Annotated in this window: 11 protein-coding genes; 3 read left to right on the top strand and 8 right to left on the bottom strand. The window is 39.2% G+C overall.

Going from position 1 to position 16,335, the window contains the following annotated elements; translation table 11 throughout:
* Positions 1–114 precede the first annotated feature (114 nt).
* Positions 115–1,440, top strand: a complete 1,326-nt coding sequence (locus EHO58_RS10570; RefSeq protein WP_244241133.1) for a di-heme oxidoreductase family protein — start codon at positions 115–117, stop codon at positions 1,438–1,440.
* Here the strand turns inward: EHO58_RS10570 and EHO58_RS10565 are convergent.
* The 5 genes from EHO58_RS10565 to EHO58_RS10545 all read right to left on the bottom strand — a co-directional run bounded on the left by EHO58_RS10565 (position 1,432) and on the right by EHO58_RS10545 (position 9,780).
* The gene (locus tag EHO58_RS10565; RefSeq protein ID WP_135679895.1) at positions 1,432–3,486 is read right to left on the bottom strand and encodes a sensor histidine kinase; all 2,055 of its coding nucleotides are present in this window, start codon (positions 3,484–3,486) and stop codon (positions 1,432–1,434) included. The two genes, EHO58_RS10570 and EHO58_RS10565, sit on opposite strands and share 9 nt — an antisense overlap.
* Before the next feature lie 111 nt (positions 3,487–3,597).
* Positions 3,598–4,038, bottom strand: coding sequence for a DUF1761 domain-containing protein (locus EHO58_RS10560; RefSeq protein ID WP_135679894.1), 441 nt, complete (start codon positions 4,036–4,038; stop codon positions 3,598–3,600).
* A gap of 91 nt (positions 4,039–4,129) precedes the next feature.
* Positions 4,130–5,431: a cyclic nucleotide-gated ion channel gene (locus EHO58_RS10555; RefSeq protein WP_135679893.1), complete on the bottom strand. Its 1,302-nt coding sequence runs from the start codon at positions 5,429–5,431 to the stop codon at positions 4,130–4,132.
* Positions 5,432–5,507: 76 nt separating this feature from the next.
* Positions 5,508–7,529 carry a 7TM diverse intracellular signaling domain-containing protein gene (locus EHO58_RS10550; protein WP_244241132.1) on the bottom strand — a complete coding sequence of 674 codons (2,022 nt, stop codon included), beginning with the start codon at positions 7,527–7,529 and terminating at the stop codon, positions 5,508–5,510.
* A gap of 166 nt (positions 7,530–7,695) precedes the next feature.
* Positions 7,696–9,780 carry a 7TM diverse intracellular signaling domain-containing protein gene (locus EHO58_RS10545; protein ID WP_135679891.1) on the bottom strand — a complete coding sequence of 695 codons (2,085 nt, stop codon included), beginning with the start codon at positions 9,778–9,780 and terminating at the stop codon, positions 7,696–7,698.
* A gap of 66 nt (positions 9,781–9,846) precedes the next feature.
* Between EHO58_RS10545 and EHO58_RS10540 the strand changes: the two genes are divergently transcribed.
* Positions 9,847–10,296: an SRPBCC domain-containing protein gene (locus EHO58_RS10540; protein ID WP_100724335.1), complete on the top strand. Its 450-nt coding sequence runs from the start codon at positions 9,847–9,849 to the stop codon at positions 10,294–10,296.
* Positions 10,297–10,303: 7 nt separating this feature from the next.
* On the opposite strand, the gene EHO58_RS10535 is transcribed toward EHO58_RS10540, so the two are convergent.
* Genes EHO58_RS10535 through EHO58_RS10525 form a run of 3 tightly spaced genes read right to left on the bottom strand, consistent with a single transcriptional unit; the run spans position 10,304 to position 14,700 of the window.
* Positions 10,304–11,128 (bottom strand): SDR family NAD(P)-dependent oxidoreductase, encoded by an 825-nt coding sequence (locus EHO58_RS10535; protein ID WP_135679890.1) that lies wholly within the window; start codon positions 11,126–11,128, stop codon positions 10,304–10,306.
* A 2-nt stretch (positions 11,129–11,130) separates the two neighbouring features.
* The gene (locus tag EHO58_RS10530) at positions 11,131–12,963 is read right to left on the bottom strand and encodes an alpha/beta hydrolase (RefSeq protein ID WP_135679889.1); all 1,833 of its coding nucleotides are present in this window, start codon (positions 12,961–12,963) and stop codon (positions 11,131–11,133) included.
* 9 nt (positions 12,964–12,972) lie between these two features.
* Positions 12,973–14,700 carry a GMC oxidoreductase gene (locus EHO58_RS10525; protein WP_135679888.1) on the bottom strand — a complete coding sequence of 576 codons (1,728 nt, stop codon included), beginning with the start codon at positions 14,698–14,700 and terminating at the stop codon, positions 12,973–12,975.
* A 104-nt stretch (positions 14,701–14,804) separates the two neighbouring features.
* Between EHO58_RS10525 and EHO58_RS10520 the strand changes: the two genes are divergently transcribed.
* On the top strand, positions 14,805–16,334 hold the full coding sequence (locus EHO58_RS10520) for a metallophosphoesterase (protein WP_135679887.1): 1,530 nt from the start codon (positions 14,805–14,807) through the stop codon (positions 16,332–16,334).
* Position 16,335: the final 1 nt, after the last annotated feature.

Genomic DNA, 16,335 nt, shown 5'->3' with positions numbered 1-16,335 from the left:
ATATTCCTATTTTCCATTTCCTTAATAGGATGTTCCGAGATCGGGAAACAAGTTTTTGGAAATGGGAATTGTAACCTTCAAGATCCGGCTTGCGGATTTTCGGAAATCTATCCCTTGGTTTCCGTTTCCGGAAGCAAGTTAGATCCCTGGGAATATGAAGAAGGAGAAGAATTGTCCGGAGGCAAAGGTATGACCTCTTACGATTTTACTTCGAGGGCTTATTTACAATTTGCACCGGGACTTCCTTTGGACAAAATTTCAGATTTTACGGTGGGCCAATCCGTCTTTGAGGTTCCTTGGGAAAACTCCAGCTCAGGACAAATAGATAGAAGAGGACTCGGACCTCTATTCAATGCAAATTCCTGTTTAGCCTGTCATGTGGGAAATGGAATAGGAAAAGTTCCTTCTGGACCGACTGAAACTATGCTAACCGCGTTAGTCAGACTTAGTAACGATCCGAATTATGGAGGGCAATTCCAACCCTTCTCCTTGAGCGGTGTTCCCGCAGAAGGAAAGGTGTCCGTTTCTTATTCCCAGGTCGAAGGAGTTTTCAAGGATGGAACTCCATATACATTAAGAAAGCCTAAAATAGAATTTTCCAATCTAAATTACGGTCCCCTTGCCTCGGACGGAGAAATATATTCTCTCAGAAATACTTCTAAGGTAATCGGAATGGGATTATTAGAAGCGATCCCTGATGAAACTTTGTTATCTTTACAAGATGAATATGATTCCAATTTCGATGGGATCTCAGGAAGAGTGAATTCGGTTCCTGATATTGCGACGGGAACCAATAAGATAGGCAGATTCGGTTGGAAATCAAACGAACCCAATTTGAAACAACAAGGCTCTCGCGCATTTTTAGAAGATATAGGAGTGACCAGTCCTCTTTTTCCTTTTAAAAACTGCACATCCGCTCAAACCGCATGTGATTCTTCTCCTCATGGCAACTTGCCTGAATTGAATCCTGCTAAAATAGATATGATGGTAAAGTATATGAGGCTGATCGCGGTTCCTGCGAGAAGGTCACCTTCTTCTTCCGAAACCATTGCCGGGAAAAAGATCTTCTTTCAAGCCGGATGTAGTTCTTGCCATATTTCCAAATTACTAACTGGAAATATTTCCGGAGCACCCGAAATATCAGGACAAATAATCCGACCGTATACTGATCTTTTATTACATGATATGGGAGAAGGTCTTAATGATGGAAGATCGGATCATTTGGCCTCCGGAAAAGAATGGAGAACTCCTCCTCTCTGGGGAATCGGCTTAGTTTCCGAAGTAAATGGAACATTACAATTATTGCATGATGGAAGAGCTGAAAGTTTTATGGAAGCCGTTCTATGGCATGGAGGAGAAGCGGAAAGAAGTAAACAGTATGTGCTGGGACTTTCTTCTTCTCAAAGAGATCAACTAGTTAGATTTTTGGAATCACTTTAATTTAGGATCTTGTCCTGGGAGAGTGAAATAGAAAGTAGCACCCTCTCCTTCCTTGGATTCAGCCCATACATCTCCCCCATGACGAGAAGCGATCCTTTTGACAATTGCAAGACCAACTCCTGTGCCTTCAAAGTCCGCATTGGAATGTAATCTCTGGAAGACCCCAAATAATTTATTATAATACTGCATATTAAAACCTGCACCATTGTCTTTTACATAAAAGACCGTTCCTTCTTCTGATTCCATAAAACCGATTTGGATCAGTGGTGATCCTGCTTTTTTAGTATATTTGATCGCATTTGAGATCAAATTCACCCAAAGTTGACGCACCGCAGGTTGGTCCGCTCTAACATTAGGAATATCTTGTATCTCAAAACGGATATCTCTTCCCGATTCTAAGTTTATTAATTCTTTATATACTGTGGTAGCCAATTCTTTCATCGAAATTTCTCTTTCGGCGAGTTCGGTTCTCCCCAACCTGGAAAATTCCAGAAGATCATCCACTAACTGACCCATCTGCTTGGCATTCTCTATAATCTTGCCTATGATCCTTTTTCCTTCCGCATCAAAATTCACTCCGTAATCTTCCATCAAGATCTGAGTGAAACCGCTGATCCCTCGGATAGGCGCTCTTAAGTCGTGAGAGATAGAATAGGAGAAGGATTCTAATTCCTTATTTGCCAAAACTAATTGTTCTGTGCGGACTTTTACTCTTTCCTCTAGATCATTATTCAATAGGCGGATCTCATTCTCCGCCTCTTTACTTGCAGTGATGTCTTGGTGGACTACAATCACTTCTAAAATATTACCCGCCGTGTTTTTAACCGGATAAAGTACCATCTGCAGCCAACGATTCCTTCCAGAACTTCCGATTAGTTTCGGATCATAAGGGAAAGGTTCTGAAATTGCAGGCTCTCCGCCGAATGCTTTCTCCACAAAAGGGAAAAACCCGGCTTCCTTGATCTGAGGATCTTTTAATATATTATAATCGACTAATACATCCCTTCTGGTATTCCACATCTCTTCCCAGGCGTAATTTGTTCCTGTACAAACACCTTGAGGATCGTAGGTCAGCACAGGATATGGAAATTGTTCTAGAATAGTCCTGAATCTGTTCTCACTTTTGAATAGGTCCATAGTTTTAGAACTGACCAACTTCTCTAATTCATGATTCAATTCTGAAAGTTTTCTTTCTGCTTCCGTTCTTGCTATATCCGATTTTTCTAATTGAGTAGCAACGAACCAAACCAGGACAAAAAAAGTAAGTATGATCCCTGTCATCAAGAATCCTACTCCTAATTCCAAACTAACAGGATTTAATCTATTTAGATAGATACGAAGATAACCGAACAAAACGGGAATAATGATCAAAAACGGAATTAAGACCCGAGCTAAGATCCCTCCCGAACTTTTGCTCGTAAACACCCTCATAAATCCGGAATGTCCGTTAATCAAAAGAAGAGCAAAAGAACAGAAAATAAAACTAATAGCCGTATGAATTGCCATAGGAATATAGGAAAGAATTCCATAAAATTCCTGGACCTGATATACATAACCTATGACCGAAAACAGTCCGATCAAAAGTACTAAAATACATAAATAATTAGAAATAGAACTTAAAACTTCCTTTCGATAGGAACTCAAAAAAACAGCGGAACCGAGCACCACAAAATCAAACGCGGTATTCGGAGCCATTCTGTTCGGGATACCTTTTATAATATCTTTTGCTATCTTGTCTGAAAAAAGGACCTTATCCATTCCAAGATCAAATCCGCTGATAATCGAATATAATTTAGTAAGCCCAACTAAAAGGACAAATAGCGCAATCAATCGAATAAGAATTCGAGATATATTTGAATCTGAACGGTTTAGGTTGAGATAAAGTGCCAATCCGATAAATACAAATGAAAGTGCCGACATCGGATTCATTGCAACCATGGAATCCTTAGGTCGTTTTAAGATCTCAATATCGAATAACCAGCCGAATAGAACTAAAGCCCCGATTAATGAAGGAATAAAGATTAATACGTTATGCTTACTTTTCAAGAGAACTTCCGGATTTCCTTCGGAAAGAAATTTCTGGTTTTAGCTTAGGATATTAAAAGGGATTCCGATTTGGAATCCCTTTTTTATAAATTAGGAATGCGAATCTTTTTATTAAGCAGGCCAAACAGCGAGGATAAGACCGATAGCTGCTAAAGAAACCAAATTATATCCTGCATTGATAAAAAACAATCTCCATGATTTTGATTCCCAAGCGATAGAGCCTAAAAGCATCGGTATATAAAAACCTAACCAAGTATAGAATGCAGCATAAGCTCCATACATCCAAGCAGGTCCATCTCCAGGAAGATTCCAAGAAGAAGGTTTCCAAACAAATAAACTATGAGCTAAAACGTACGCTGTTAAAAAAGAACCGATGATCATGAGACCCATAGATTTCATCATCGCCTTAGTGTCGGGTTCCATATTTTCGTAACCCATTTCTTTCGCCCAGACCTTGCCGAAGATCGGACCGAACCAAAGAAATCCGATCACCACGTTTGCAAGAACTCCAACCAAAATCGCTAAATAATTTAACGGTATTACCGGTAACATAAAATCTCCTATTTCCGCCCGTGCTTTTTAGCAGAATTTATGAGTCGGTCAAGTAATTTCGGAATCGGCATAGGAAAGAGAGGAAGAGTTATTACTTTTTCAAATTAGAAACGGATTTTTCTATAGCGGATCTGAATTCCGAAAATCTTTCCAATGAATGATCGAAATCTGACTTACTTAAAGTATAAATTTCACAGGTACTCGTAGCTCGAACTGTTGCAGATCTTGGCTCTTCAGTTACCAAGGCCAATTCTCCGAAAAACTGTCCTTCTTGTAAATTTAACAAAACGGTTTTATCATCGGAGCCTAATATGTCGACAGAACCTTCGCTTAGAATGTAAAGACTGTCACCCTTCTCTCCTCTTTTAAAAACTGTGTCTCCTTTCAAAAAGATCGTAGGTTTTAAAGAAAAAACAAGACTTGCCACCAAAGCGGGATCAGCACCTTTCAAGAAAGGGACCTTCTCCAATAAACTCCGATGCAATTGTATCTTTACTTCTTTTCTTAAAGACAGAGGGAGGTCGTTCAAAAGTAGACTTTCATCTTCTCCCCATCCTCTATCTATGATATACATATAATAATCTCTCACTCTTCTACGCATATCCGGCGGAATACTCCTTGCCTTCAGGAATGAATCCACTTGGGCCATCTTCTTCATCTGAGCTGCCTTAGCCAGATCAAGATTCCCTAATATGCTTGCGATATTACCGATAACAGTTGCATATACACCGGCTCCTAACATCATTACGAATATTGTATATATTCTTTGCAAATCGGTAGAAGGAGTAATGTCTCCATAACCCACAGTGGCGATGGTAGTCACGGTCCAATACAAGGCTTTAATATATTCAGACTGACCTGTCTGGTAATCCTGAAGATTATCCATATACAACCAGCCAACCGCGCACCAATGAGCGACTAATGTGACCCAAAAGGCAAAAAGTACCAGTCTTAAGATCCCAGGAGTGGGCTGGAAAGCCAGATTGATCCTATGAAGTATATCTGAGATTCGAAATACTTTTAAGATCCGGGTTACGCCTAAAATGAGATATAGATAAGGATATTGGGATTGTTGTAACCCGAAAATTTTAAGCGTGGCGTATTCGAAAGGTACTGCCGCGATCAAATCTATAATAAACCAAGACTTTAAATAATCGCGGATCACTTCGGATCTTAGAACGATCCATTTCCCTTCCTTATATTCAGGGGTGATACAATTCCAAACGATATCTAATGCAAAGACCGAATCTATAAAGAAATAAACACCGGTAAGGAGAAGATTCTGATCATAAGAAATAACGATCCTAAGAGGAGATTCTAAAGAAGCCCAAAATATACAGACGAATACAAGTAGATCCCAATATACTCTAACGCGATTATTTGAGCTTATCATAACTCGACCTAAGAAGCTGACTTAAGTATCGGACCGAGTATTGGCCTTTCTACAGCACTGTATATGAAAAACCGGATTAGCCTAGATATTCTAAAACGACCATTGCCATGTCGTCATGAGAACTTTGTTCTTCTTGAGTGAAATGTTGGATCTTCCCGATCACTGAGTTACAAAAAAGTTCAGGCTCTAATTCGGAAAAATTTTTGAGCAGATCTAAAAATCTATCATCCCCATAAAAGTCTCCCTCTCTGGATCTTGCTTCCGGAAGACCGTCGGTGTATAGAATGAGTTTATCACCTTTAGATAATTCAGTTTTTAAGGTTTGGTAATTCGGTGTGGATAAGAACTCATTGATCGCAATCCCGGTAGGGCGATAGGTCTCATGTTTTCCGTTTGATTTACGGATCAATATCGCTTCCGGATGACCTGCATTTGCAATTAAGATCCTTCCTGATTCGGGATAGAATGTGATCATAGTAGCTGTCACAAAATTTCCGTTCAGTTTTCCCATAAGTTGGGCTCTCATTTTTGCGAGCATGTATCCTGGATCGCTTAAATAATCGGACCAATCTGCAAGGGCCATCTTTACCATTGCAGCGACCATAGCGGCACCCGTCCCATGTCCGGTCACATCACAGATAAATATTCCAAGAGCTCTACCTGTTCTATCGGAGATCAGATCTACAAAGTCCCCACCTACATGCAACATCGGAATACATCTATATGCAATTCTTACATTATGTGCTTTTGGAAGAATAGAAGGAAGAAGTGAAAATTGGATCTTCCCGGCGATAGCAAGGTCCTTCTCGATCAATTTCGCCTTAGCTTCTATATCCAGTTTTTGCTCTTCTATCGTCTTGGTCCTTTCTATCACTAAGGTTTCCAAAGAATCGTTCAGAGTTTTCTGCATTTCCAGATTTTCTTTTTGCGCTTCGAAAATCTTACGTTGTGCATCTTCTTTTTCTTTTTTGAGAATATTGATCTTATCTGCTAACGCAAATGAGAATATCAATGCGGACATAGAAGAGCCTATATACAATCCATCATCTGCCCAATTGGAAACTCCGACCAAGTTCGCGAATTTTAAAACCACGAACATTCCGGAGATACATAAGAAGCTAAACGCCAATAGAAAGTATCTGGCCGGTCTATAATTTTTGAAAAAGCAAATAGAAGCAGCGATCAAAACTAAAGAAGGAGCAAGAATACTCAGAGCCAAACTTACTTTTACCGTAAATTCAGGAGGCAAAAACAAAGGAGAGAATATTAGAAGAGCATGAAGCACCCAAGTAAAATGAAGAGAATAATTCAGATTACGATTTATATTCTCTTCCGTATTCAAAAACTTTTGGGCGAACAATACCAAAGAGGACATACATATTCCAGTGAAGACTACGTATAAATTCCTCTGTAAATCCGGATGTTCCGACCATAAATATTGGAATCCATGACCGGTAAGTACCAATTGTATCCCGAAAAATCCGAAAATATTGGTCACAAAAAATAGATAACTGATATCTCGAGTGGATAAGAATATCAACAAATGATAAAGGATCATCACGCACATGATCCCATAATACAATCCAAGACCTAAATGAATATCGGCGTTATGATGATAGAAGGTCTCCGGGTTCCATACGATCAGTGGGAAAACCAAACCACCGCTTGTGTTTAACTTCAGATAAAAAGTACGGATCTGCTCCGGTTTAAAATCCAAAGTATAGATAAAATTTCTGTGATTTACTTTTCGAACAGGATAAGGAAAAGCCATCCCACTCGAATTGATTAACTCTTGTTTGCCGGATATATCTTCTGCAAAAAAATCCACTCGATCTATATTCGTATAATCTATTTCTAAAATTTTTCGGATCTGTGTCTTTTCTGGGTTTTTAAGGGTAATCCTGATCCAATAATCGAAGTTAGTCTGTCCGAAATTCAAAGGATCCATATCCGATTTTTTGAATTTTCCGGAATACTCTAAGGAGGAGACCTTCTCTATCCCAAGACCCTTATTAGGATCTTCTAAAAAATAGACCTCAGTACTAATTCTTTTACGTTCTACCTGGGAAGATAAAGGAATGGCCTCCTCCGAAAACAAAGACGAGGCCGAAAAACATAAAATTAGAACGAAAAACCTGAATAGGTACATTGGAATACGTTTGTAGGAATATTTTACTCCTCCCTTCTTTAGGAAAGAATAAAATAGCCTTTTCACGTTCCCAGTGGCGGATGATTTATCATTACCGGATGCCGTTCGGCACAGGTTATTCTTCTACTTCTTCTAACTTCCGATCATGAGTTACAGGGTACAAACGTTTTAAGTAGAGTTGTGTAGCCTTATCATCCGGGAAGATGGAGATTACATTCTCAAACTGTTGTTTTGCCTCCTCGAATGAGTTAGAGTAAAACGCTTTCACGCCTTTTTCATAGGATTCTTTGGTTTTTAATTTCAGATCTTGGTGTTGAGGCTCGTCCCCGTCGAACACTTCATAAACGGAAACAGGTTTTTGTTTACCTTTGACTTTTACTCTGTCCAAGAAGCGAAAATGGAATTTACCGTATTTTTTCACTTCTTCAATCGCACTTTCACTGACTGCGATCCTAGAACCGTATACTTTAGTGAGACTTTCGATCCGAGAAGCAAGGTTGACTGTGTCTGAAATTACGGTACCTTCTAACCTTTCTTCCGCTCCGATTGTTCCGAGCATTAAAGATCCTGAATGTATCCCGACTCCGATCTGAATAGGAATATAACCTTGGCGATTCCTGTGTTCGTTATATTCTTTCAAATACCTTTGCATTTCCACACCTGCGGAAACGGCATCTATTACGTTTCTTTGAAATAGGGCCATGATCGCGTCGCCGATAAACTTATCTATAAATCCATTATGTCGTTGGATAATCGGGCTCATCCTACTTAAGTAAGAATTGATAAAATTGAAATTCTCAGCAGGAGTCATCTGTTCGGATAATGTGGTAAAGGAGCGAATATCACTGAATAGAACTGCCATCTCTTTCTGGATCTGATCGCCGAGCCTCACATCCAAGATGGAGTCTTTCCCTAAATTGGCTAAAAAGTCTTTTGGAACAAATCTAGCATAAGACTCCGTAAGTATCTTTTGCATCTCCAAGGTTTTTGCCTGGGCTTCTTCCTTTTCCTTCTTCATAATATTGATACGATCCGCCAAGGCGATGGAAAGAAGAATGACTTCCATTGTAGAGCCAAGATACAATCCGTATTCGGTTAAGAAGGTAGAACCTAAAACATTAATAAAACGAAGAACTACCACTGTTCCTGAAACTGTAAGAACCGTGAATGCCAAAAGGAAATAACGTGCGGGACGGAACTTTTTCAAAAAGCTGATCACCGTCGCAGTCGGGATGAAGATCAGAACAGGAAGGGTCAAAAGTAACGCTAATTTTACTGTAATCTCGGGAGGTAAAACTAAAGGAGTCAGAGTAATAAACCCATGAGCGACAATCAGTATCTTCATTGATTTATCTAACCATTTAGGAACATTATCCTTTGTATTCAAAAACCTTTTTGTGAATAGTAGAACCGAGGCCATACAGATACCTGTGAAAACCACGTAAAAATTCCTTTGTAAAAAAGGAAATGCCGGCCATAAATATTGGAATCCATGCCCGGTAAGAACCAACTGTATCCCTAAAAAACCGAGAATATAAGATACGTAGTAGAAATAACTCACATCTCTTACGGAGAAGAAGATGAAAATATTATAGAGGATCATTACTATCATCACTCCATAATATAAACCTAAACCATGTTGAACGTCCGCATTGTATTGGGAGAATGTTTCCTTGTCCCAAAGAGTAAGCGGAATATTCAGCCCACCACTGGTCCAAGTCATTAAATAATAAGTTTTTTGTTGTCCTGGTTCCAATTCTATCTGATAAACGAAGTTCCTGTTCTTAAAACTTCTGGCAGAAAAAGGAAAAAGCATCCCGCTCTCTTCTTTAGAATAAGTGCCGTCGGAATTCGGTTTATAAAATTGTGCTATATCTATATTGCTGTAGTTGATCTCCACTAGTTTCGAAACCGACTCCGGAGTATCGTTCTCGAAAGTTAGCCGAAACCAATAATTATAATTTAATTGACCAAAATCTAATGAATCTTTGTCGGATTTAATGAACTTGGATCCAACATCCGGCTTCGAAATATCTTCGAACGTTAATTTTCTTTCCGGATCTTCCAGATAATAGACCGATTTACCCAAAGGTAATCTTTCAATATCTTTACTAACGTGGATCTTATCTTCTGCAGACAAAGAAGAACTTGCGAATAACGCAATGAAAGCGATATAGAGAATAAAACTTTTACAATTCATAAATTACCGAATTTTAAACATTTATTAGATAGACATTTTTCAGATAGAACATCAGATATGTGACGAATGAATCCTCAAACAATCGTCACCTCGATAGAAATCCAGGCATCTCCCGAAAAAATTTGGAGTATTTTTACCGACTTCTCCAAGTTTCCTTCCTGGAACCCTTTCTTAAAAAGGATTCTCGGCAAACCGGTGCAAGACGGAACGATTATTGTTTTCGATTATTATTTCACGGGAGTGTATCTGCCCACCAAGGCATTGATATACGAACTCGCCAATTCTAAATCCATATCTTGGAAAGGTGCCTTTCCGCTCTTTTTCAAATACATGTTTGCCGGAGATCATCGTTTCACTTTCGAAAAGATCACCCCTGGTCGCACCAAATTCAGTCACACTGCAATCTTAACCGGGATTATGCCTAATGTATTTAGTTCGCATATCCAAACCGCAGTGCGTAATTCACATATAAAAATGAATCAAAAATTAAAAGAGTTAAGCGAAGATAATTTCTAATTTCGCCTCAGTCAAAAACTCCTTTTCTCTTCCATGATTCGAAATTTCGAACTCCTTTTTTGGCCATGATCGGATAGATCAAAGACAATAAAGAAGGGAATAATAACGCAACTCTAGCCAGTAATCCTTGAGAATACGGAACATAGATCTCGGCCTTATCCGTTTTGATCGCTTTCCAAATAGCCTTTGCCACCACAGAAGGTGGTAAAGGTGGATTGATATAAGCCATAGGAGAACTATCTCTAGACGCCATATACTTGGTCATAGGAGACTGAATGGTTCCAGGCAAAATGGAACTAACACGTATACCTATCTCTTTCCATTCCAAATATAAACTTAAAGCAAAACCTCTAAGTGCAAATTTAGTCGCACTATAAATAGAATGATGAGGTGCCGGAACAATCCCGGCTAAAGAGGATAAGATCACTAATTTACCTTGCGATTTTTTAAGAGAAGGCATCCCCAATTTAGTCAATCGAATGGTGCCGATAATATTAATTTCTATTTGTTCGTCTATCTCGTCTTGGGTGAGATCTTCAAACTTAGAAGGTCTCATAATTCCCGCATTGTTCACAAGCACATCGATCTTTCCGAACTGTTTTACACATTCTTTGATCGCTTTTTCCGAATCAGCGGCCTTAGAGATATCACAAGGAAAAACAATATGATCTTTTCCTAATGAATCAGCGAACTTTTTCAGATCTGCAGATTGTTTCTGCAAATCGGTTAAAAAGAGAAGATACCCTTTTTCGGAGAGAAGGGACGCAGTTTCTCTGCCGATCCCTCCAGCTGCTCCTGTTAGAAAAACGACTGGTCGGTTTTCTTTAGACATATTTATCCTTTTTTCACTCCGTTGGAATTCTTACGTAGGAACTCCACTATTCTAGGGAACACGTCCTTATCGCTTTTTTTCCCCATCAGAGTATCCTGATGGCCATAACCCTCGGCGATGAACAGTTCGTTTTTATTTCCCGGATTCAAACGATTCAATGTTTCATAAGCAATAATATTAGAATCTTTGAATACTTTATTCTGGTCCCCGGTCATAAATAACACAGGAGTTTTGACCTCGGATGCCTTATCTAGATAATTATTAGGCAAAGAATCATAGCGACCATCTGTAGGTCTAAACTTGATCATAGCTTTTCGACCCACAGCTTTCCTGATATGTCGATAATAGTTCATAGAAGTTGCCCCGAACAAATCACCTACCCTTCTATGAGTAATATCAGGAAGATTCGCGTGCTCATAACAAGCAGGCCATCCTGTCCCCCACATCAAACTCAGCATATGGCAAGCAGGTTCATCGCATTCATGATGAAAAAGGCTTACGAATCTGGAGAGTAACTTTCCGGAAGCCAAACCAGGCAGATAATACCAACGAGGGTTTACATTCGGGAATCTAAAAACGGACTCCATCAAAAAAGGAGAAAATGCCAATTTAATCTTAGACCAAGTCGGAACATTAGGAGTGAGAGAGACACTATTGGATACGACGCTAGTCACTCCATCAATCTTTCCTGCAAACAAACTCATGAAGAAGGAGATAGATCCGACACAATGAACAACAAAGTGGATCCGTTTCCCGGAACCCACTGCATCCTTTACTACTTTCAAAGCTGCCGGCACATCATAGAGAGCGATATCATCTAAAGTATATCTATGAGGAAAAAGATTATAATTAAAACGTAAACTTCCCCTCCAGTCGAAACTCCAAACATCGGTAAATCCGTTCTCATGCAGATAGGTTACAAGATTTTTATGCTCAGGCATAACAAACATATCTGTAGAAGTAGTAAGCCCGTGCATAAGGATTACAACATCCTTACTCTCCTTCTTCTGAAAACGAACTAGATTCAGTGAAATTTTATCATCGGTAGTGAATGGATGGAAAGTGATCTTAGAATTTTTGACCCCGTCCAAAGTGAATACAGGAATATCTCTTTCTCTCCATAACTCAGGTTCCGCTTTTCTGAATTGGGCCCCGTAAATTTCCCAGAGATTTCCCATGAACAATTCACCGAATCTGAACAATGCGTCTTTTCTTTCCGAAAAAGTGCGGCCATTGGATTTGAAGGTGGTCATCTGTTTAATAAAATCTTTTTCTAATATATGTAAGATACCTTTAGCAAGGACCTTAGCTTTAGGCTCCGCTTTTTCATCTACATATCCTTCGTATACGGTAGTATAAAGTGTAGAAGTATCTCTCCAGATATTTAAAATACCGTCATCTACCACTTTCTTAAATCCGTTTAAGGTGATCTTCTTACCTGCTTTGTTCTTTAAGAACAAACGGTATTTCATATGTTTTTCGTTGGCAGAAGGTTTTCCATAATCCACGAAACAATGGAAGACCCCTTTTTCTACTTCGAATCTTCCGCCTAAAGGCTGGCATTCTACCCAACCGATAGCCTCGCCGGTCTCATCCGGATCATACACAAAAAATTGAGTATCATTCACGCGGATCGTTAAGTGAAACATCAGATAGTTCCCTGCCTTCTTCCCCGCAGAATAATCTTCCTGATAATTAAAAGATCCAGGCATGGAAACGAAACCTTTCATTTCCTCGGTAAATTCTAAACTTACCGGATGAGAACTGACTCCTGTTTTGCCTAACTTAGATTTACTCGCATTTTTTTTTGATTTATTTTTCGTCGCTGTAGCCAATCGAATATCCTACCTTAAACTTGCATTCGGCTTCTTGCCTGTAATTCCTTCCGCTACCATTTCCGAAAGAGCGGAAATAGTCATAGAAGGGTTAGCACCAACTGCGGTTGGCAATAAACTGCCATCCGCGACGTACAAACCTTCGTAACCGAAAACCTTACCGAAAGTTTTAGGGTCCGAAGAACAAACTCCCGCATTCGCGGAAGTTCCCAAAACGCAACCACCTAGAGGGTGAACAGTAACGTTATTTCGGACCGGCCAAGAATAAGTCGGCATTGGGAATCTTGTCTTTGCGTCGGTGAATTTCGCGAACCTTTTGTTCACATCCATTATGGTATTATAAAGTGTTAGATTCTCTTTTTGAGGCCACTGTATCTGAAGATTTCCTTTTTTATCCAGATACATCTTCCCGTCCGAAGTATCTATCCCCATACAAAGAAGAACCGCAGAAGTGTAAGAAAGATCCCCTTTCAAAGCTTCACTTAAAAGAAATCCTACTCTGCCGAAAATTTTCCCGCTGATGATACTCTTGAACAGTTCTCCAATAAAATGAAAAATATACTTTAATTTGAAAACGATAGGGAGTGCACCTGAAACGAAATAAGAAGCGAATACCGGATAACTTGCATCTTCCAGCAAGAACGCTTTTTTAGAATCGAAACCGGAGAATAAATTATAGTCCGTATATTGAGTGATCACCGGACCATAATTCGGATCTGCAGGTTTCTTCCCTTTGGCAGCAAAAGAAAGAAAATCGCCGTTGCCTGAGAATTGTGTCCCCAGTTTATCCGAAATTTTAGTTAAGGTCTTAAACTTAGTTTTACATTTAAGTAAAAGTTCCGTAGACCCCAAAGTTCCTGCGGAAACCACGATACGTTTTGTATCCGCAAAAGACTCGGAAGTTTTTCCATCTTGCAAATTCAGATAATGAACCCTATAACCGTGTTCCCCCGATTTGGAAGGATCCTCTTCTCCTTTACTATTCAAAGGAACAATTTTAGTAGCAAGATGTTCAGTCTTGATCTCAGCCTTGTTGGAATTCCTAGCTACAAAAAGATAATTCAGATCCAGAGTATTTTTAGAATGTGTATTACATCCTACATCACATTCCGCGCAATACGTACAGGAAGTTTGGATCGCTCCAAAACGGTTTTTTTCCTGAACTCCAATAGGAGTCGGTTTCTTAAAATCGTTACCGAAGAATACGTTAATGTCCGCTCTTTTAGAAACTCTGGATTCATGTTTCGCAAAATTTTCGTATAATTCAGTGCGAACTACTTTACGTCTATCTTCTGCGGTATCCGGAATGGGCCTTGAGCCCAAGATATCTTTTACTATTTTATAATAAGGTTTTAAATGTTTCTTTTTAATAGTTTCAGGCCAGCGATGATCGAAAATATGATCAGGCGGTTCCAAAAACACGTTTGCATATATCAAAGAACCTCCGCCTAAACCGGCGGAAAGGACCACATCTATTTTCGGATAATTACGAATATCGAATAATCCGGTTTGTCTACCTGCTCTTTTGAATTTGGAAGATCTAGGAATATGACCTTCTTCCGGAATATTCCAAAAGTTTTTGGACATTCCCTCTGGAGATCTCGGAAAAGAACCTTTAGGATATTCTTTCCCTCGTTCGAGTACTAAAACTTTACCTGGCCATTTTTTAGATAAACGACAGGCATTGATCGAACCGCCGAATCCGGTTCCGATGATTATAGCCTCGTAAGATTTCAAGTAGACCTCCTAACGTCGAAAAATCTACTTATTTGCCGCATTTACCTAAAAATAGCAATAATTAATTGATTTTATTAACGTTTTTTGAATGATTCACTTCCTAAATGCCTAAGAGTAAAATTAAATATATCGTTATCTCCGACATTCACCTAGGAGCATATAACAGTTTACTTACATACATCGAAGAGTTTCCGGATCCGGTAAAAGATTCAGATCGATTCAAAGTAAATCCTCAAAAAACTTCGCCTGCACTTGCCGAACTTCTCAACTGTTTAAAACATATCGTTCACTCGGTAAATGGTTCTTCAAAGCCGCCTCAATTCATATTATTAGGCGACGTACTTGAATTAGCATTAGGTGATATTAACGAAGCATCCATGACCTTCGAAAGATTTTTGGATATTGCATATAAAGAAACCAAACATCATTTTTCAGAAAGTATTGTTTATATCCCGGGCAATCACGATCACCATCTTTGGGAAACTGCGAGAGAAAAGCAGTACATGGAGTATATCGCAAACCTAAAGCCGAATCAGTATATCAATCAAACATGGCATACCACAAAGATGGTAAATCCAGACTTCATTCAATCCGACTTACTTACCGGAATTTTAAGAAGGAATAAAAAATTAAAGAAGGCGGAAGCGGTGATCGCTTATCCAAATCTGGAAATCCCTTCTAAAAACGGAAAACGTTCTGTGTTCTTAACTCACGGACATTTTTTGGAAAACATCTATTCTTTGATGAGCACGGTCCAAAGAGTTCTGTTACCCGAAATGGATGAGGACAAGGATAAACCGAAGCCTACTCAATCTGTTTGGACAAAGATGGGAAATTATATCCCTTTCCGAAAACAAAAAGAGGTTCCGAATCCGACATCCATCTACGTATTAGAAAGAGAGAACTTTGCATGGATTGACTTCTTTTGGTCTACACTTGGAAGATCTGGAAAAGTAGGAACAGGTATCGGGCTCATTTATGATATGCTGCAAGATGAAAAAGCGGTGAGCCGGTTAGCGAAAAATGTAGCAGATTACGCTGTTCGAAATCTAAAAGTTGCCCTCTTTCTCAAAACGATTTTTGCATGGGTGCTTAGATCTATCCTTACTAAGGTTGTAGTCAAAGTGGGACAGGCAGAAAGAGGAATGTCTGATTCCGTGCTAAGTGACGAAGTAGTCCATAATATGAATTCTTATTTGGGAGAAACTCTTCCTGCACAATGGAAAGCGGAGACACAAAAAACCAAAAGAGAATTCCCGAATGATTATACTTTCATTTTTGGCCATACACATAAACCGTTTGCAGTCGAAACCCAAGACCTAGGTTTAAAAATTCCCGGCAAAGAAGTGTTTAACACAGGTGGTTGGGTAGTAGATACAATACAACCGATGTCTTCTCACGGAGGAGCTGTGTTATTCATAGATGAAGATGCAAACGTAGCGTCTTTTAAGGTCTATACTGAAGGAGAACTAAAACCGAACTTCTTAGTTCCGGATGGAAAAACCAATCCGATGTACGAAACATTGGTTGAGAATATAGATCTTCAAAACAAAAAGTTCGAAGCCTTATCCAGATCTTTAGAAGAAGAAATACGCCTCAGAAGAAGATTATTAAAAGTAAGGATCAAAGAATAAA

Origin of the sequence: Leptospira selangorensis, from assembly GCF_004769405.1 — a bacterium.
GTDB classification, from domain to species: domain Bacteria; phylum Spirochaetota; class Leptospiria; order Leptospirales; family Leptospiraceae; genus Leptospira_B; species Leptospira_B selangorensis.
Note: the sequence above shows the minus strand (reverse complement) of the source record. Positions and strands in the feature narration are given on the sequence as shown.

Bases quoted from the DNA above. Each gene is read 5' to 3' on its own strand.
- EHO58_RS10520 (WP_135679887.1), top strand. From the start codon at position 14,805: ATGCCTAAGAGTAAAATTAAATATATCGTTATCTCCGACATTCACCTA.
- EHO58_RS10560 (WP_135679894.1), bottom strand. From the start codon at position 4,038: ATGTTACCGGTAATACCGTTAAATTATTTAGCGATTTTGGTTGGAGTT.
- EHO58_RS10535 (WP_135679890.1), bottom strand. From the start codon at position 11,128: ATGTCTAAAGAAAACCGACCAGTCGTTTTTCTAACAGGAGCAGCTGGA.
- EHO58_RS10540 (WP_100724335.1), top strand. From the start codon at position 9,847: ATGAATCCTCAAACAATCGTCACCTCGATAGAAATCCAGGCATCTCCC.
- EHO58_RS10555 (WP_135679893.1), bottom strand. From the start codon at position 5,431: ATGATAAGCTCAAATAATCGCGTTAGAGTATATTGGGATCTACTTGTA.
- EHO58_RS10545 (WP_135679891.1), bottom strand. From the start codon at position 9,780: ATGAATTGTAAAAGTTTTATTCTCTATATCGCTTTCATTGCGTTATTC.